The organism is Campylobacter sp. RM12647 (genome assembly GCF_020138135.1).
GTDB lineage: Bacteria > Campylobacterota > Campylobacteria > Campylobacterales > Campylobacteraceae > Campylobacter_E.
In genome coordinates this window covers 55,931-75,633 of the sequence record NZ_JACGAS010000007.1, presented here as the reverse complement: position 1 = coordinate 75,633, position 19,703 = coordinate 55,931, and the positions used below count along the sequence as shown (strand labels likewise).

Here is a 19,703-nt window from a genome sequence, read left to right as displayed (position 1 = left end):
TCGCATCTTTGTTGTTAGCAGGATAAATTGTGGAGTAGGGTATTCAAGAAATGAGGGGATACAAAAAGCAAAAGGGGAATTTTTAGCATTCATTGATCCTGATGATTATTATCCAGACAATAATGTGATTTTAATTTTATATCAAAAAGCAATTTTAAATAATGTACTAATTTGTGGCGGATCGTTATTGATATACGATGAAAATAAAAAAGAGTGCTATCAAAAGGATAACAATAAAGATTTATTTAAATATGATGGGATAATGGACTATTCAGACTATCAGTTTGATTATGGCTTTCAAAGGTTTATTTATAGTAGAAAGATGGTTTTAAAAAATAATATATTTTTTCCAAATTATAAAAGATATCAAGATCCTATTTTTATGATTAAGGCTATGGATTGTGCAAAAAAAATATATGTTGTAAAATCTCATACTTATACTTACAGAATGGAGCATAAAACAGTCACTTGGGACAATAGTAGAGTAATTGATATTTTGAACGCATTTTTAGAAATTTTAGATTATACAAATAAGAATAATTTAAATAAACTTTACGATTTAAGCCTAATGAGATTGAAAAAGGAGTATTGGGGAAAGATTAAAAATGTAGACAATGATGACATAAATTTAGTCAAACAAAAATTAGTTGAACTTTCACTTAAAAGATATTGCAAAATTTATACTAACTTAGAGAAAGCAAAAGTTTCTATAATTATTCCTATATTTAATGTATCTAAGTATTTACAAGAATGTTTAAATTCTATAACTAGTCAGACTTTTGATTATATTGAAATTATTTGCGTTAATGATGGCTCAAGTGATAATTCTTTAGATATATTAAATGATTTTGCAAATAGGCATAGAAATATTAAAATAATTGATAAGATTAATACAGGATATGGAAATTCTATGAACTGTGGTTTACGTGTTGCTAATAGTGAATATATAGGCATAGTTGAACCTGATGATTTCATAGCTTTAGATATGTATAAAAGACTTTATAAAGTCGCTAAAGAAAATGATTTGGATGTATTAAAATCAAACTATTATATATACAAAAACAATGTTAGTACTCTAAATAAAGTTATAAATGATAATTGTTATAACAAAATTTTTAATGGAGTTAATGATAAAGATAAGCTAGGTTTTGTGATAAACCCAACAGGAATATTTAAAAAAGTTTTTTTAGATAGCAATTATATTACTTTCAATGAAACTCCAGGAGCATCACATCAAGATATAGGATTTGATTATTGTACCACTTATTTAGCAGATAAAATAATGTATTTAGATGAAGCTTTTTACTATTACAGACAAGATAATGAAGAAGCTTCAATGTTTAAAAAATCTTGTGTTTATACTATCTTCTTGGAGCAACAACATGTATTTAACATTATGAAAAAAAATAGTAAGTTTCAATACCTATATAATATCTTGTTGTTAAGAAAATATAATTCTTATATTTACTTTTATAAAAATAGGATTTCTTTAAAAGATAGGGGAATTTTTAGAAAATTACTTAAAGATGAGTGTATGCAGGATAAAATATTTAGTGTAGATCTAATTGATATTAAAGTTGTAGAACAAATAAAAAATATAGTTTTTTCTAAAAATTATATACCAGTTATTTTTGCGACTAATGACTATTATGTGGATTATTTGAGAGTAGCTTTGAAATCATTATCTAATACTGTAAATAATAATGATGAATATCATATATTTATTTTTTATAGTAACTTAAAAAAAGATAGTATGGATAAGATTTTTAATACAAAAATAAAAGATAATATATATATAGAATTTATAGATGTTTTTAATTATATTCAGCAATATAATTTATATAGTACAAATCATTTCAGTATAGAGATGTATTATAGAATTTTAGCTCCTGAAATCCTTAAAAGTTATGAAAAAATTATTTACTTAGATTGTGATATTCTTATAAAAGGTGACATATCTGAATTTTATAATATTGATTTAGAAGGTAATATATTAGGTGCTATCATCAATCCTGTAGATAAGTATGAAAAAAAAATAAAACAATTAAATATGAACAAAAATGAATATATTAATTCTGGTGTATTGTTGATTGATACAAAAAAATTTATAATTGAAAAAATTAAAAATAAATGTTTTGAATTAATTGATAAGTATAGAGATTTAGAATATCCAGATCAAGATTTGTTAAATATGGCTTGTCAAGGTCGTAAGAAATTATTAGAAATCATATGGAACTATCAATGGAATTATTTATTTTTTAATCAAAATATATTTTTAGAAGAAAAAAAATTAGTAAAATATGCAAAAATAATTCATTATAACACAGATTTGAAGCCTTGGAATATTAAAAATATAGAACAATATGATTTTAATATTAGAGAATTGTATTATGAATGGATGAAAATTGCAGAAAAAGAAATAAATTTTAAATCAAATAATTTTGATAATTTTAATATTAAGGATGAATATTTAACATATTTAAGTGTATTAAGTTCAAGTCGTATTGATGTAAAAAATTTTGGTATTAACAAAAACAATATTGATATTATTCAAAAGATAAATAAACATATAAGTATATCAACAGAAAAAAGTAACGGTTATAGTATTTTTGGCAATAATAATATTATTGAATTTATAATAATCAATAGTGGCCTACTTGTTATAGATTTATTTTGTGATAATGAAAATATTATTTATAATCAGATTAAAATAAATGGTAAAAATCTTTTGCAAAAGCCATTAAATATTACTAAAAATACTTCATATAAGATAAAAAAATATGTATTAAATAAACAAATAATTAAATTAGAAGTAGATTATATTGGTAGTAAATATTTTAAAATTAATATAAGAAATGTGAGAACATATAAAAACAATATAAGATTGTTAAATCATAGTTCAAATATAAGTATAAGTACCCCTAGCTGGTTTGCAGATAATAATGGTATAGGAGCAATTTTAGCTAGTAAAAACTATAAAGATAGTTTTCAAATTAAAACTAGATGTAATGGTAATTTAGTGTTTAAGTTTATGGGAATTTATAGAAAATATAATAATAAAATGATTCCTTTGTATGTCAACTATCAATCAATCAAGATAAATGGAAAAGAGATTTTAAGGGAGCCTATTACTACTTGGCATGATAAAGCTTTTACCTATGAAATGAAGGTTAAGGATAATGAGATGATAGACATAGAGGTAACCAAAGCACCATATCCTTATACTAAAAGTGAACTAAAAGAATTAATAATTAAGCTTTCTAGTGGAGTAGAGCCTAAAGATATAAATAATATTATTGAAAATATTATTAAAAACAGACTGGAGTATGAAAAATCAACTAAATTAAAACAACCAAATCGTATTTTCTCAATCACAAGAGAAAAATATAAAACAAGATATTATTTCTTAGGTTTGAAGTATGTAAAATTTAATACTAGACGAGAAATCCTAGACCTTATCAAAGAAGAAAACGCAAAGTTAATAAAAGAAATTGAACAATTAAAAGAAAAATTAAATTAAATAGAGGTAGATATGGAAGTTAGAGAATTAAAAGAAAAAATATATAAGACAATATCTAGTTATCGCTTAGATATATTAGCGACCGAGCTAAAAAATAATATAGATGGTAAAAATATAATTGAGTTTGTTGGTAATGATACAAACACAAAAATTATATATCCAGAGTGGTTAAACAAAATTAATTCAAAAGGTGCTATTATATTTAATAATATATTGGATGATAGTATTAAAATTAAAGTCAATTGCGATTGTAAATTAAAAATTAATTTAAAAAATAGTCTAATAATGCTAGATGATAGCCCGTACCCTATTTATGTAGTATATAAATCATTTAAAATTAATAAACAAGAAATGCTAGATGAAAAAGTAGCTTTATGGCATAATAAAAGTTTAGATATCATGTCAAATTTGTCTGCAAAAAAAGACGATATAGTAGAATTAGATTTAAAGTTAGAATTATATAGCTATAATAGGTCTGAATTACAAGACATTGCTAAAATTTTAAAAATACATACTGATAAGAATATCAATCAAGCTATTTTAGAAATTGTGCAAGAAATAAGTTCTTTCAATAACAAAGATAATCTAAATGAATATTTGATAAAAAAAATAATTTATTTAGAAAATGAATTACAAAATATTAAGACATATTTGCAACCAAAATTAAAAATTTTAAGTTTAGATTCTACAATGGATGAGCTTGTAAAATCAAATAGGTCATTAGTTAGATTTGGAGATGGAGAAATAGGTTTAATGTTTGGTAAATTTGAAGTTGGGTTTCAAAAATATAATTTACAACTATCAAATAGACTGATAGAAATAATTCAAAATAATAATGATAGTGTGTTTACTTGTATAAGTCCTCATTATAACAATTGTTATAGTTTTGATATTAAAGATGAATCTACTTGGTTACATTTTGTAGTAAAAACTAAAAGAGAATTATATAATACTATTGTAAATTATAATAAAAATTATGGGAATGCTGAGATAACAAGAAACGTAAGTAATGTATTGAAATTTAAAAATATATGGAAAGATAAAGATATAGTTATTGTCGAGGGTGAAGCAACAAGAATGGGCGTAGGTAATGATTTGTTGGATAATGTGAAAAGTATCAAAAGAATACTGTGTCCTAAAGAAAATGCTTTTGATAAATACGATGATATATTAAAAGCTTGCAATAAAATAGATAATAGTCATTTATTTTTAATAGCTTTAGGACCAACAGCTACGGTGTTAGCGTATGACTTAACTGTTGGGGGGGGGGTATAGAGCTCTTGATATAGGTCATTTAGATATAATTTATGAATGTTCCTTACGTGGATTTGGTCAAAGAGGTCCTGTACCTGGCAAGTATGTTAATGAAATAAATCAAAGGAATGTTCCGGAGTGTAAAGATAAAGATTATTTAAGTCAGATTGTTGAAATTATTAAATAAAAAAAGGAAATTAAATGAAGGTTTGTTTGATCGGTGGTAGTAATGGTGTAATGCTTGAAGGCTTGCAACGTGGTTTAAAGGATACTTTAAATTCTAATATTGTGGGGGGGGGTAATCATGAATTTTTAAATTTATCTCTTGGGGGCCCAGGTTCTGCACATAGACTTTATGAACTAACACGCAATATTGATAAGATAAAAACTTTTGATTTGGTTATTATAGATGCTTATTTGAATGATTTTATTAAATATTTATATTCTAGATACAATATAAGCATGATAGAAAGAAATGCTCATTATCTTTATAATGAATTATCTAAATTAAAAACTAAAGTCGTATCTTTACTAATTTCTCAACCACTCTATGATGAAAATAATATCAATCATAAAGTTATTTATAACATACATAAATCCTATTGTAATTTGTATGATATTAGCGTTGTTGATATGCAACAATACATGATATCTAAAAATTTGTTTGAATTTTTTAAAAAACCAGATGCTAATCATCCTTTAAATAGTATAATGAGAAAAATAGGAGCTAATATAATTAAAAATTATAATTTAATTGATATGCCAAATCCTAATGATGTAAATTTATTAGATTTAGAATTCAAAATAATAAACTATGAAGATATATTTTCTAAAGATTCTGATTTGGTGCATAAAAATTCATGCTATTGTGAAAAGGTTTTAAGATTAAATAAAGATACTGAAATAGCAAAGTTATCAAAATATAGTGGTTGGTTTATAGTTGGTATACATACTTGGAATAAAGATGATAAATTATCTATAGTACCGGATAGATATTATGGGACATATTCATTGATAAAAATATCTAATGATAAAAATAATCTAGTAAAAGCGTTTTCGTATTTTAATCAATTCTCAACTGTTCAAAATGATTTTTTAATTGATAATAGTACAAAATTGCATTATTTTGACAATGAAAAAGAAGAAACTGAATGGGGTGAGCATACAAGTGCAACTTTTAACGATACTTGTAAAATAGATTTTTTAGATTTTATTTCTTTATTTTTATGTAGTAAATCTTTAAAATTAACTTTAGATGAAATATATGAGATTTATGCTAATGATATAATAGTCAACAAGGACTTGAGTAAAATATTGCCAGATGTAGATTTTGCAGTAGATGTGTCTAATGAATATTATGAAAAAGCAATTCAACATGAAAATAATGATAGCAAAGATCTAATAGAGATTAAAAAAATTTTAAAAACACTAAAAACTTTTAGAATTGATGTGTTTATGGAAAATAACCATCAAGAATTTGACACAAATTGTAGCAATGGAGTTGTAGTTGAATATCCTAAATGGTATGATGCATCAAATGGAAAGGGGATGATAATTTATAATAATAAAATAGAAACTAGTGATTTTAATTTAAAAATTAAAACGCATTTAAGTGGGAAAATATCATTTAAATTTTTATCGTCGTGTGTTAAAGATAAGGATAATAATTTTTTACCAATTTGGGTTACATATGACAAACTCACTATTAATTCAAAAACATATGATACTTTTTCTGCTTGGCACAACAAGCCAACAACAATAGAAATGGATTGTATTAATGGTGGAATTTTAGATATAAGTTTTAGGTTAAAATTCTATAAATATTCAGAACAAGACATATGTAATATTTTAAAAAAATGTTTTAGTATTGAAGATAACTTTGTTCAAAAGATTATTTATTCTTATATAAACTATGATGAAGAATAATAAATTAATATTTATTTTAGATCAGCTAATATAAAATTTAGCTGATTAAATTATTTATAATACGTGTTAGATTATAAAATACATTTGTTTTTGTCATTTGAATATTGAGGATATAAGGATAATCTTAGAGATTGGTTTATTGACGTTTAAGTGTATTTTATTGGTAATATTGAAAAATATTGATAGATAAAATTATTTATGGTTTGTCAGGTGTGAAAATATAAATGATTTTAGAAAATATTAATAATATTGATAAATATAATAAAATCTAATATTTCAATTTTTTAAGAAAATAGTAGTTTTTTTATATTTACTCATAAAATAGGTTACTTAAATGTGAGTATTTAATTATTGAATTATTGTGATTAGTCTCTTTTTAATAGTAAAGCATAAAATTACCGTATTTGGTATATAATTTTCAATATAAATATGATTAATAAATTGGTGTTGTATTTATATTATATCTATAAGGAGAAAAATATGAAAAAGAATAATATTCCTATTGGTTCAGATGTATCATCAGGTACTTATAAGTGTACTGTGTGTGGATATAAACTACCTGTGCAATCAGTAACAAGCTTACCGCCTTGCCCATTAATGAAAGTTAAACATCCTCGTGTAACAAATAAGTGGGACTGTTTATCTGGCGTTGGTGATGCACCAAAAGATCCGTATCCAACACGTAAATAGGTACTAAATAAGATTGTTATATTTTATCATTTGAGTTTTTACTGATAAGCACCCTAATTGTACTTGTAGATTTAGTTAAATTGGTAGATATAGGGTTTAAATATCTAGGATACAAGATAACAACCCCTATTATTAGCTCGTTAATGCTTAGTTTTCTTCCTCGATGGGATAGGATTTCTGGAGTTATGTTTTTATCAATGGTTAAACCCCAGCCAGCGTAAAATGGAGCCCCATAAGTTACTACTACTTTATCTCGGATAAGTGCATCATATCCTGCTGTTGATGTGATAGTATGAACCTCATCACAAGCTTTTATACAACTATCTATACTAATATCAGTTATAATTTCATCGCAATATTTTAAGATAATTTTCTCATCCTTAAGTCCTTTACGATTACCAGCTACTACATCAGGATGAACTTTATATATTATATAAGCCTCTGGATTTTCAGCTCTAACTTGCTTTATAAGTTTTAAAGTATCATATCCTAAACCACCACATTTGATAGATGCATCATCTTCAACTTGTGCTGGAATTAGTATTGTTTTTTGTTTTCTTTTTGGCAATTCTTGATGTTTTAAGCAATTGTATTTAGAAAATGAATTATCTAAAATTAGTTTTCTAATCTCTTTTGCTTCTTCTATTAACTCATCGCTAAAATTGGTATTTTTTAGGATATATTCTAATCTACTTGGAAGTTGAGGGTCAAAATAAATTCCCATATCATCAACTACTAATGAGTATGCTTTAGTAAGGTTTGAGCCAAGTCCAATTGAGCGTATAAAACCATCTTCTACTATGCTAACATTCTTAAAATACTTTTCGAGTTCATCTTTATCATATTTTTTACCCCATATAAATGCTTTATCGTTTTCTGTAACCTTATACCGCTTTAAGGCACTTAAAGAGTTCATGAAAATTATTTTATTATCAAATGATTTAAAAAAATGCTTTGTATGAGCTCTTTTCCATAAAGAAAACCCAAAGAAAAATAATCTCCCTGAATTAGCCTTATAAATTTCTCTAAATTGCACCATGGTTTTCATAGTATCAAAAATATCTGAAATATCTTCAGAGTAGGGATTATAATATTTCGTATATAAAAAATACATAGCATAAAATATTTCTTCAATATTTCTTATTTTTATTCTACGCTCACATTTTTGTTTATCTTTTGTAATTCCCCATCCTGCATAAAAAGGCATTCCATAGCACACGCATTCACACCCACAAAGTAAAGCTTCAAACCCCATTGTTGAAGTTTTTGTATAAACCTTTTTAAAGTTTTTAAGTAAAATTATTGGATTATAACTATCGCTTATAATCTCGCATTCTTGTGGAATTTCATTTATATTTATATCGCTTTGTTTTTTGCTGCTTAGTACATCTGGATGAATTTTTATATATATTTTAGAATTAGGGTTTTCTTTAATTGCATCTTTAATCATATCAAGTGAATTAATATTATTAGCTAAACCATATTTAAGTGATAGATCATTTGCACTCTGTAAAATCACTAAAACATTATCTTTATTCCCTAATTTAAATTCTTTGTAAGCATTGTTATATTTGCTTATATTATTATCTACTAGATATTTGATAGCTTTTTTTGCTTGCTCTAATTCATCTTCGCTAAACTCGTAAGTATTTAAAATATTTTCTAATCTACTAGCAGCGGTTGCATCGTAATAAATCCCAATATCATCAAATACTAGTGAAAAGCTATTTTTATCATTAATGCCAAGCCCTAAAGAGCGAATAAGCCCATCTTCAAGTAAGCAAAATTTAGCATTATTTTTTTTAGCTAAATTCTTGGCTATTCTTCCACTTTCCTTTCTTCCCCAGCCATAATAAACACCATTGCAACTTGCATCACGCCAAGAAAGATTTAAAAAGTTTTTAACATTTTTACGAAGTTTATATTGTTTAAAATATCTAATTAACATAGGATAAAAACCCCTTTTTTAGGGGTAAAAATTATTTTTTACTTTCTTTTAGTGCAATGTGTAATTCATTTAGCTGTGCATAAGCAACTTTGCTTGGTGCGTCAGTCATTAGACATTGCGCTCTTTGAGTTTTAGGGAATGCTATTACATCTCTAATTGAGCTAGATTTTGTAACTAGCATTAATAATCTATCAAGCCCTATTGCAAATCCACCATGACTAGGTGCTCCATAGCTTAATGCATCTAGTAAAAAGCCAAATTTTTCTTTTTGTTCATCTTCGCTAATTCCAAGTAATTTAAATACTTTTTGTTGAATATCGCTTCTATGAATTCTTATACTTCCACCACCAAGCTCAACTCCGTTTAATACTATATCATAAGCAATAGAATTTATCTCATCAATTGGTGCATCAATATTTTTTGGCATTGTGAATGGATGGTGCATTGCCGAATAGCTTCCATCGTCATTTTGCTCAAACATAGGAAAGTCAACAACCCATAAAAACTCAAATTTATTTTCATCAATAATCTTTAATTCATTTGCTAAGAATAATCTAAATCTTCCCATATAATCTAAAACGGTTTTTTTAGCACCAACGCCAAAGAATACTACATCTCCTACACTAAAATCTGCTTTTTCTTTTAAGAAATTTATAAGCTCAGCTCCATCATCATCAAAAAATTTAGTTAATGGTCCTTTTGGTCCATCTTCTTTCATTTGAATAAACGCTAGACCTTTAGCACCAAATTTTCTAACATATTCTTCAAATCCTTGCATTTGGCGTTTTGAAAAAATATTATCTCCATTTTTAACAACAATTGCTTTTACACGATTTTTCTTAGTATCTTTTGCAGGTTCACTAAAAATAGCGTTATTTGACTTTGCAAAAATGTGTGCAACATCAATCATTGGCATATCAAATCTTAAATCAGGTTTATCACTTCCATAGTTTTCCATTGCTTCATTATAGGTCATTCTTTTTACTTTAAGAGGCATTGTAATGCCAACACTTGCAAATGTTTCTCTTAAGAAAGTTTCAGCATTTTGCATAACCATTTCTTGGTCGCAAAAACTCATCTCAACATCTATTTGAGTAAATTCAGGTTGTCTATCAGCTCTTAAATCTTCATCTCTAAAGCATTTTGCAATTTGAAAGTATTTATCAAACCCAGCAACCATTAAAAGTTGTTTGAATAATTGTGGGCTTTGTGGTAACGCATAAAATTCGCCTTCATGCACACGAGATGGAACTAAATAATCTCTTGCACCTTCAGGTGTAGCTTTTGTTAAAATCGGAGTTTCAACTTCCATAAAGCCTAATTTTGTTAAAGCATTTCTAGCTGCTGTTGTAATGATTGAACGCTTTTTAAAATTATCTAATAATTTAGGATTTCTAAGACTTAAAAATCTATATTTTAGTCTTAATTCTTCATTAACATTTAAATCATTTATATCAAAAGGTAGCGCTTTTGCACTATTAATTAGTTCAATTTCGCTACATACTATTTCAATTTCTCCAGTTTTTAGTCTTGGATTTACTAAACCTTCGCCTCTAGCTCTAATCTTACCTTTAGCACTTATTACATACTCATCTCTTAAGCTGCTTGCTATTTCGTGAGCATTTTTGTTTATTTCAGGGTCACATACTAATTGAATAATACCTTCTTTATCTCTTAAATCTAAAAATACAACTCCACCATGGTCGCGGTAGCTATTTACAAATCCAGCTACAACTACTTCTTCATCAATGTTTTTAATGCTAAGCTCAGTGCTATAATGTGTTCTCAATTTCTTTCCTTAACATGAATTTTTATTAAATTAATTGATTTTTACTCAAAAATTGTAAATTTATAATAAAAAGAATAAGAAAAGATTATGAAAAATAAAGAAATTAAAAAAATAATTATATTTTGCAAATTAGGTTTAGAAGATAGTTTGGAATTAAATAATATAAAAAATTATCTTAATAGTAAAAATATTGAATATTTAATATATATAAATGATAGAAAAAATGAAATAGAATTTGATTTAGAAAATGTGGGATTATTAATATCCTTAGGTGGAGATGGAAATATAATTTCAGCTTGTAGATATCTAGCAAATTCTAATATTCCTGTGTTTGGAGTAAATGCCGGTAATTTAGGCTTTTTAACAGAGTTTAAAACTACAGAATTTGAAACCGGTATGAATGAGTTTTTAAATGGTTCATATAAACTTGAGCGACCATTTTTACTAAGTGTTCAAATAAAGCTAAATAATGGCAAAATCTTACAAAAATATGCTTTTAATGACGCAGTATTTAATAGAGCAAATCATTTATTATTAGCGGATATAAAAACGAGTTTTAAAGGAGATATTTTTAATAACTATAATGCCGATGGGCTTATAATCTCCACTCCTTCAGGTTCAACTGCTTATAATCTTAGTGCAGGTGGCTCAATTATTTATCCATTAAGCCGTGTTTTTATGCTAACTCCAATTTGTTCTCATTCGCTTACTCAAAGACCAATAGTATTACCTAAAAGTTTTTTTATTGATGTTATGAGTGCAAATTGCACTTTAAGTATAGATGGGCAAGAAGTATTTAATAAAGATGAATTTAAAAGCGTTAGAATAGGGCTTAGTAATGTAAGAGCAAATATTATTAGGCGTAAAAATAGCTCTTATTTTAGGGTTTTAAATGAAAAGCTTAATTGGGGAGAAGTAAGATGATAGAAAGATTATATTTTACAAATAATATAACTTTTGATGAACTTAACTTAGAATTTAAAAATGGTCTTATAGTTTTTACAGGTTCTAGTGGAGCTGGAAAATCAGTGATTTTTAAAAGCATATTAGCAACTTTTGGAATTTTTGAAAGCAGTGCAAGTCTTTTAGAAATTAGCATAGATGATAAGATAAATGATGAAAGTATAGAAAATTCTAATCCAAATGTTTTTAGGGTTAAAAAGGATAAAGTTACTAGATATTTTATAAACAATCAAGCAGTTTCAAAAAAGATTATGAGTGAGCTAAATGCTAGTAATATTCGCTATTTATCGGCTAAAAATTATGATGATTTTGAGCCAAATTATTTATTAAAAATGCTAGATTTAATCATAGTTAAAAAAGAACAAAATTATGAAAATACTTTAAATGAATATAAAAATAATTTTAAAAAATTAGATGAATTAGAAAAAGAATACAAAAAATTATGTGAAGATGAAAATAAAATCAATGATTTAAAAGAATTATTAAGCTTAGAAATTAAAAAAATTAAAGATATAAATCCAAAAATAGGCGAATATGAAAAATTATTAGATATTAAAACCAAGCTTTCAAAAAGAGATAAAATAGAACAAGCTTTAAGAAAATCAGAAGGCATTTTTGCCTATGAGAGCAGTGTTTTAGAGCTTTTAAGATTAGCTAATATTGATAGTGAATTTTTTGTAAGTGCTATGAATGAATTAAATGATATTTATAATGATTTAAGTAATGATAGTAGTGAGTTAGATATTGAAGAGATTTTAAATAGATTAGAAAAGCTTCATTATCTAGTAAAGCGTTATGGAAGCGTTGAAGATGCGTTAAATATACTAAAAGATAAAGAAAAAGAATTAAATATTTATGAAAATATTGATTACGAAAAAGACAATATTGAAAAAGAGCTTAAAACTCTAAAAAATAAGCTTATAAGCGATGCGAAAGCTATATCAAAAATAAGATTAATTTACCTTAATGAACTTGAGTGTAAAATTAATGATTATCTAAATTTGTTATACTTAGACAAAATTGCTCTTAGGTTAGTGGAATTTGAACTAGGAATTAACGGCATAGATAGATTTGAAATCAGTCTAAATAAAGCGGGTTTTAAAGAGATTAGCTCGGGCGAGTTAAATAGATTAAGACTTGCATTTTTGGCTAGTTTTGCTGATTTTATTGATTATGCGAATGGTTATATATTTTTAGATGAGATAGATGCTAATTTAAGCGGAAAAGAGGCTATTAGTATTGCAAATGTAATTAGTAAATTAAGTAAGCATTATCAAATATTTGTAATAACTCATATGCCTTGGATTTGTGCAAAAGCAAATCAGCATTTTTTAGTAAGTAAAGAAAACAATAAAAGCTTTGCAAGAGAGCTTAGAAAAGATGAAGTAGCAAATGAACTTGCAAGAATGATTAGTGATGAGAATATCAGTCAATCAGCCTTAGATTTTGCAAAAACCATATTAGAAGGAAAAGAATGAAATTACTATTAGTAGATGACAATAAGATGTTAGCTAAAGCAATAGCAAAAAAAGTTAGTGGCGCATTAAATTGCGAATTTGATGTAGCTTATGATTTTGCAGAGGCTAAAGAGTTGCTAGATAATAATCAGTATTTTGCTGCATTACTTGATTTATGTTTGCCTGATGCTATGCATGGTCAAGTTGTTGATTATGCTCTATCTAAGAAAATTCCAAGTATTATTCTAACTGGACTTGATGATGACGCTACAAGAAAAAGTTTTATGGATAAAGACATTGTTGATTATGTGCTAAAAGAAGGTAGCGAATGTGTTGATTATATAATAGATATTATTGAACGCTTACAAAGAAACGAAAATACAAAAATTATAGTGGCTGAAGATTCAATGGCTATGAGAAATATTATTAAAAATATTTTGCAAGCTTACAAATTCCAAGTTTTCCCAGCAGCTCATGGAGCTGAAGCATTAGGATATTTAGAACAACACCCTGATGTAAAACTTATTTTAACAGATAAAGAAATGCCAGCAGTTTCTGGTGAAGAACTTATAAAAGAAGTTAGAAAATCTTATAATAAAAATCAATTAGGAATAATAGTTTTAACAGCTCACGGAAGTGATGATGTTGGTGCTAGAATGCTAAAAACCGGAGCAAATGATTTTATTCAAAAGCCATTTTCAAGAGAGAATATTATTTGTAGGATTAATAATAGTATAGATTTAATTTATTATTCAGAACAACTAAAAGAAAGTGCTGAAAAGGACTTTTTAACAAAATTAAATAATAGAAAAAGCTTTTTTGAGGCTAGCAAAGAATATTATTCAAAAATCAATGATGATGTTGATTTTGCTGTATTAATGATAGATATAGATAAATTTAAAAACATTAACGATACACTAGGTCATGCTGCAGGAGATAGCGTTATTGTTCAATGTGGTCAAACTCTACTTGAACAAGTTAAGGGCGGGGATATGGTTGCTAGATTTGGTGGCGAAGAATTTTGTTTATTAATTAAAAATATTAAGAAAGAAGACGCTATTAAAATGGCAGTGAAGATTAGAAGTGCAATTAAATCAACTCCTGCTATGTATCTTGATAAACCAATTAATTTCACAGCTTCAATAGGAGTTGCAGTAGGCTCTAAAAAATCAGAAATAGAAGAAATGATTAAAAAAGCTGATGAAGCTTTATATGACGCTAAAAGAAATGGTCGTGATAGAGTTGAAGTTTATGAAGGCGAATAATAGTGATAATTGATACTCATACGCATTTAGATGATGAAAGATATGATGATATCTTAGATGAAGTTTTGCTTAATGCTAGCAATGAAGAAGTAAAACTTCATATTATTCCAGGTGCTGATATAAAAACATTACAAAAAGCTAGTGATATTTCACATAAATATGATAATGTATATTTTGCTGCCGGAGTTCATCCTTATGATATACAAGATTTTGATTTAGACTACTTAAAGAGTTTTTTAGAAGATAGTAAATGTGTTGCAATAGGAGAATGTGGTTTAGATTATTATAAAAATCCTAGCGAAGAAGAAAAAAATCTACAAAAAGAAGTATTCAAAAAACAGATTGAACTATCAATTGAAAGAAAACTACCATTAATAATACATATAAGAGATGCAAATGCTGATTCTTTAGAAATATTAAAGGCTTATAAAGAAGCTTTTGGAGTATTGCATTGTTTTAATGCAAGTCCAATTCTATTGGAATTAAGCGATAGATTTTATTATGGAATTGGAGGAGTGCTTACATTTAAAAATGCAAAAAACTTAGTTGAAATCTTACCTAAAATCAAAACAGATAGATTACTTATAGAAACTGATTCGCCTTATCTTACCCCGCATCCACACAGGGGGACTTTAAATGAGCCAAAATATTGCAAATTGGTTGCACAAAAAATGGCAGAAATACTAAATAAATCAATTGAGGAGATAGAAGAACTTACAACAAATAACGCAAAAAAATTATTTAAAGGATTAATTTGAAAAAATTTATATTATTAATAGTTACAAGTATTTGTTTATATGCGAATTTTTCAGTAGATAAATACGATAAACAAGAAAAAATCTTAAAAAGTATTGATGTAGATTTAAGATATTTACAAGACCAATCTTTTATGGAAATTTTTTACGATATGAGTGAAAGAGAAGTGCTTTATTTTACAAAAGTATTGAATGAAGCTAATATGAATATTCCAATTATTAAAGCAATTTTAAAAAAAGAAGGTGTTCCTGATGTTTTTTTATATCTTGCTATGGTTGAGAGTAATTTTAAAACAGATGCTAAATCTGGAGTAAAAGCTACAGGTGTTTGGCAATTTATGGAACCTACTGCTAAGAATTTTGGTCTAAAAATTGACAAATTTATTGATGAAAGAAAAGATGTTGTAGCTGCTAGTGTTGCTGCTGCAAAATATTTGCATAGGCTAAAAGATGAATTTGGTAAATGGTATTTAGCTATTTTTGCTTACAATTGTGGAAATGGCTGTGTTAGAAAAGCTATTAAAAATGCAGGTAGTGATGAATTAAGTGTATTATTAGATGAAGACCAAAAATATTTACCTAAAGAAACAAGAAGATTTTTCAAAAAGATTTTAAGTACTAGTTTAATAGCAGAAAATGATATTGCTAAGTATGGTGATATTTATTTGTTAAATCAAGTTATGGCACTTAATATAGGTAAAGTTGATGTAAAACCAAAAGAAAGTTTATCATCAATTGCTAGAAAAGCTGGGATTAGCTTAAGTGAATTTAAAGATTTAAACCCACAATTTAAAGGCAATTTTGCACCACCTTATAATTATTATGCTTATTTACCAATAGAAAAGATAGCAGCTTATAAAGATAACTCAAATCCTATTAAGTATGCTAAAAATAATGTAAAAAATGTAATAAGCTATAGGGTAAAACAAGGTGATACAATATATGCAATAGCTAAGAAAAATGGTGTTTCTACAAATGCTTTAAGAGCTTATAATAATTTAAAAGATGATAGAATTGGAATTAATCAAACTTTATTAATTCCTGTATTAGTATATGATGATAGTAAGGAGGCTAAAAATTGAAAAAATATTTAGTTTTCGCTAGTTTTTTATTTTTATTTGCTGCTTGTTCAACTACAAGTAGCTTAAACCAAAATTATAATTATGGAGTAGCTAAACCAAATACTCCAGCTACAATGAGACCTTATACAATAAATGGTAAGACTTATTATCCAAGTAAGGTTGATATTGGAGATACTGAAACTGGTATTGCTAGTTGGTATGGCCCAGGTTTTCATGGTAAAAAGACTTCAAATGGAGAAACTTTTAATACAAATTCTATGACAGCAGCTCATAAAACTTTACCTATGAATACAATGGTTAGAGTTGATAATTTAGAAAATGGAAAAAGTGTTGTAGTAAGAGTTAATGATAGAGGGCCATTTGTTGCTGGAAGAATTATTGATTTATCAAATCGTGCAGCGCATGAAATAGATATGACTAAAAAAGGCACTGCAAGGGTAAAATTAACTATATTAGGCTTTAATCAAGACAATATTAAACCTCAAATATCTAATACAAATTCCAACATTCAAAATAGTGTAAATAGTATTATGGGTGGAGATTTTATGATACAAATAGGAGCGTTTAAAAGCTCTGTAAATGCTTATAATTTAGCAAAAAGATATGCAAATTATAAAGGTTATACAAGTAAAGTATTAAATTCTAGCGATGGATTTTATAGAGTGTTTTTAAAAGGCTTTAGAAGTGAAGAAGAAGCAAAGGATTTTATAAACTTAGCTAATTTTCTAGGTTCATTTATATTTAGGGAGTAAGAATGATTAAATTAGTTATTTTAGATATTGATGGATGTTTAAGTGATGGTAAAATTATTTATTCTCCTAATGCTGATTTGATTAAAGAATTTAATGTAAAAGATGGAGCTGCTATTTTAAAAGCTAAAGAATTGGGTATAAAATTTGCAATTATTACAGGAAGAAGTTCTGAAGTTGTTTTAAATAGGGCAAGAGATTTAGGCATTGAATATGTATATTGTGGTATTAAGGATAAGCTAAGTTGTGCTAAAACATTACTGAAAGATTTAAATATTACTTTTGATGAAGTTGCTGCAATAGGGGACTATTATAACGATTTAGACCTTTTAAAATCTGTTAAGCTACCTTTTATTCCTAAAGATGGGGCAAAAATTTTTGGAAGAATTTTAAATACAAAAGGTGGATATGGTTGTGTGCATGAAATGCTTGAAATTATTGTAAAAGAAAATAATCAATTAAAGCAGTGGATTAAGTGTTAATAAAAACTTTTAATATTATTTTAGTTTCTATGCTATCTATGCTTTTTTTTATAATAATACAAAAGCCTTATGATATTGATAAGATGAATTATCAACTTGATTTTAAAAGTCTTGAAGCTAATGATATTATTGGTTATGAGCTTAGCAATAAGCTTGAAAAAATAGCTTATGCTAAGCAATATTACAAAATAAATAATCAAGATAATTTGATAGATTTGAGTATAAATGATTTAGAAAAGCATTTAAGTAGTAATAAGGCAACTAAAGAAAATAATATTATAGTATTAAATGGCGATGTTAAATATAAAGATAATCTAATTAAGCTTGAAAGCGATGTATTAAATTATTCAATAAATGAAAAAATCTTAAGCTCTTTGAGTAAAACTAAAGTAACCTATAATAATAGTTTAATTAATGCTAATTCTTTTAGTTATAATTTAAATTCTTCAGATTTATTATTAAAAGAGGTTGATTTATGTATAGAAAAATAGTTATTTTATTATTATCTTTATGTAGTTTATATGCTGAAAAAATTGAGATTAATGCAAAAATTTTTGAAGGTAATAAAGATAATCAAACTGGGGTATTTAGCAAAGATGTTAGCATAAGGCAAGGTAAAGATTATTTAAATTGTCAAATATTGACAATAAGAACAAATAAGGATAATAAAATTGCTAGCTATGAAGCACAATATGTAACAAGTTTTTCTATAAGTTTAAATAAAGATAATTTCAAAGGCAAAGCAGATAAGATTGTTTATGATGTAAATAAAAATACTTATGAGCTTATAGGGAATGTTAAAATTACAGAAAATAACAAAGAATTATCAGCAGATTATATTTATATAAACCAAAATGATGGAACATATAAAGTAAAAAGCGATAAAGCTAATAAGCCAGTTAAATTAATTTTTGAGATAGCAAAATGAATATAGTAAGTGCAAAATTTTTAATATCTTGTGAAAAATATTTTCAAACACAAGAATATAATTTAGGTGAAATTGCTTTTTTAGGTCGTTCTAATGTAGGTAAAAGCTCTTTAATAAATGCTTTAGCAAATCACAAAGGTCTTGCAAAATCATCTTCAACTCCAGGAAAAACTCAATTAATTAATTTTTTTGAAGTTACATTTGCGGATAAAAACAAATTGATTTTAATAGATTTACCAGGTTTTGGATATGCAAGGGTTTCTAAGGATAAAAAAGCTGCTTGGAACAAGAATTTAAATGAATTTTTACAAAAAAGAAAAGAAATAAAATGCTTTATTCATTTAATAGACTCAAGACACGATGATTTAGATATAGATGAAGGTGTTTATGAATATTTACAAGATTTTATGAATGAAAATCAAATTTATATAAAGGTTTTTACAAAAATTGATAAATTAAATCAGAGTGAATTTTCAAAGCTAAAATCAAAATATAAAGATGCAATTTATGTATCAAGTGCTAGTAAAAAAGGTATAGATAAATTGCAGGAAAAAATATATGAGTTTATTAAATGAAAGAACGAGTTGGGTTAAGCTATTATATAACAATATTTGTTTTATTTTTTTACCAATTACTATGCTCTATTACATTTTTTTTACCACCTTTACTCGGAGTTTTTTTTGTATTTTTGATTATACATTTTAAAAAAAGTGGTTTTGATAAAACTAGCTTGCTTATTATTTTATATCTATGTCTTATTGAAATAACCCACGGATTAGTGCTGTTTAGCACTACAATAGCGTTTTTAATATTTTTTTATTATTTTTATGATAAGTTGATTTACAAACTTAAAAATAGGGATATTTTGATAATTATTTTTATAATATTTGTATAT

The 19,703-nt window shown here is 26.0% G+C and carries 17 protein-coding genes; 15 read left to right on the top strand and 2 right to left on the bottom strand.

Annotation, left to right across the window (positions count from 1 at the left end):
* From AVBRAN12647_RS04270 to AVBRAN12647_RS04250, 5 genes are all read left to right on the top strand, one after another.
* Positions 1-3,520, top strand: a 3,520-nt coding sequence (locus tag AVBRAN12647_RS04270; protein ID WP_336609702.1) for a glycosyltransferase, incomplete at its 5' end; no start/stop codon positions are given.
* Between the two features lie 12 nt (positions 3,521-3,532).
* Positions 3,533-4,795, top strand: coding sequence for a GT-D fold domain-containing glycosyltransferase (locus AVBRAN12647_RS04265; RefSeq protein ID WP_336609701.1), 1,263 nt, complete (start codon positions 3,533-3,535; stop codon positions 4,793-4,795).
* Positions 4,779-4,961, top strand: coding sequence for a hypothetical protein (locus tag AVBRAN12647_RS04260; protein WP_336609700.1), 183 nt, complete (start codon positions 4,779-4,781; stop codon positions 4,959-4,961). The genes AVBRAN12647_RS04265 and AVBRAN12647_RS04260 overlap by 17 nt, the downstream gene beginning before the upstream one ends.
* Before the next feature lie 14 nt (positions 4,962-4,975).
* Positions 4,976-6,700 (top strand): SGNH/GDSL hydrolase family protein, encoded by a 1,725-nt coding sequence (locus AVBRAN12647_RS04255; RefSeq protein WP_239802652.1) that lies wholly within the window; start codon positions 4,976-4,978, stop codon positions 6,698-6,700.
* Positions 6,701-7,180: 480 nt separating this feature from the next.
* Positions 7,181-7,390: a zinc ribbon-containing protein gene (locus AVBRAN12647_RS04250; protein ID WP_239802651.1), complete on the top strand. Its 210-nt coding sequence runs from the start codon at positions 7,181-7,183 to the stop codon at positions 7,388-7,390.
* Positions 7,391-7,406: 16 nt separating this feature from the next.
* Here the strand turns inward: AVBRAN12647_RS04250 and AVBRAN12647_RS04245 are convergent, their stop codons facing one another.
* Positions 7,407-9,338 carry a capsular polysaccharide biosynthesis protein gene (locus AVBRAN12647_RS04245; protein WP_239802650.1) on the bottom strand — a complete coding sequence of 644 codons (1,932 nt, stop codon included), beginning with the start codon at positions 9,336-9,338 and terminating at the stop codon, positions 7,407-7,409.
* 31 nt (positions 9,339-9,369) lie between these two features.
* A complete protein-coding gene (gene aspS / locus AVBRAN12647_RS04240) occupies positions 9,370-11,127 on the bottom strand; it encodes an aspartate--tRNA ligase (RefSeq protein ID WP_336614749.1) in 1,758 nt (585 codons plus the stop codon).
* Between the two features lie 87 nt (positions 11,128-11,214).
* Between aspS and AVBRAN12647_RS04235 the strand changes: the two genes are divergently transcribed.
* The 10 genes from AVBRAN12647_RS04235 to yihA are packed head-to-tail and all read left to right on the top strand — an operon-like array spanning position 11,215 to position 19,383.
* Positions 11,215-12,051 (top strand): NAD(+)/NADH kinase, encoded by an 837-nt coding sequence (locus AVBRAN12647_RS04235; protein WP_336607464.1) that lies wholly within the window; start codon positions 11,215-11,217, stop codon positions 12,049-12,051.
* Positions 12,048-13,568, top strand: a complete 1,521-nt coding sequence (locus tag AVBRAN12647_RS04230; RefSeq protein WP_336614748.1) for an AAA family ATPase — start codon at positions 12,048-12,050, stop codon at positions 13,566-13,568. The genes AVBRAN12647_RS04235 and AVBRAN12647_RS04230 overlap by 4 nt, the downstream gene beginning before the upstream one ends.
* Entirely contained in the window at positions 13,565-14,812 is a 1,248-nt protein-coding gene (locus AVBRAN12647_RS04225; RefSeq protein WP_214117982.1) for a GGDEF domain-containing response regulator, read from the top strand. The genes AVBRAN12647_RS04230 and AVBRAN12647_RS04225 overlap by 4 nt, the downstream gene beginning before the upstream one ends.
* Before the next feature lie 2 nt (positions 14,813-14,814).
* Entirely contained in the window at positions 14,815-15,570 is a 756-nt protein-coding gene (locus AVBRAN12647_RS04220) for a TatD family hydrolase (RefSeq protein WP_336614747.1), read from the top strand.
* A complete protein-coding gene (locus tag AVBRAN12647_RS04215) occupies positions 15,567-16,649 on the top strand; it encodes a lytic transglycosylase domain-containing protein (RefSeq protein WP_336609695.1) in 1,083 nt (360 codons plus the stop codon). The genes AVBRAN12647_RS04220 and AVBRAN12647_RS04215 overlap by 4 nt, the downstream gene beginning before the upstream one ends.
* Complete coding sequence (locus tag AVBRAN12647_RS04210) at positions 16,646-17,401, top strand: septal ring lytic transglycosylase RlpA family protein (RefSeq protein WP_336609694.1); 756 nt, start codon at positions 16,646-16,648, stop codon at positions 17,399-17,401. Before AVBRAN12647_RS04215 ends, AVBRAN12647_RS04210 begins: the two co-directional genes overlap by 4 nt.
* A 2-nt stretch (positions 17,402-17,403) precedes the next feature.
* Positions 17,404-17,880 (top strand): KdsC family phosphatase, encoded by a 477-nt coding sequence (locus AVBRAN12647_RS04205; protein WP_214117989.1) that lies wholly within the window; start codon positions 17,404-17,406, stop codon positions 17,878-17,880.
* Entirely contained in the window at positions 17,874-18,371 is a 498-nt protein-coding gene (gene lptC / locus AVBRAN12647_RS04200; RefSeq protein ID WP_214117990.1) for an LPS export ABC transporter periplasmic protein LptC, read from the top strand. Before AVBRAN12647_RS04205 ends, lptC begins: the two co-directional genes overlap by 7 nt.
* Positions 18,356-18,808, top strand: coding sequence for a lipopolysaccharide transport periplasmic protein LptA (gene lptA / locus AVBRAN12647_RS04195; protein WP_214117992.1), 453 nt, complete (start codon positions 18,356-18,358; stop codon positions 18,806-18,808). The genes lptC and lptA overlap by 16 nt, the downstream gene beginning before the upstream one ends.
* Complete coding sequence (gene yihA, locus AVBRAN12647_RS04190) at positions 18,805-19,383, top strand: ribosome biogenesis GTP-binding protein YihA/YsxC (protein ID WP_214117994.1); 579 nt, start codon at positions 18,805-18,807, stop codon at positions 19,381-19,383. The genes lptA and yihA overlap by 4 nt, the downstream gene beginning before the upstream one ends.
* Positions 19,384-19,703 lie beyond the last annotated feature (320 nt).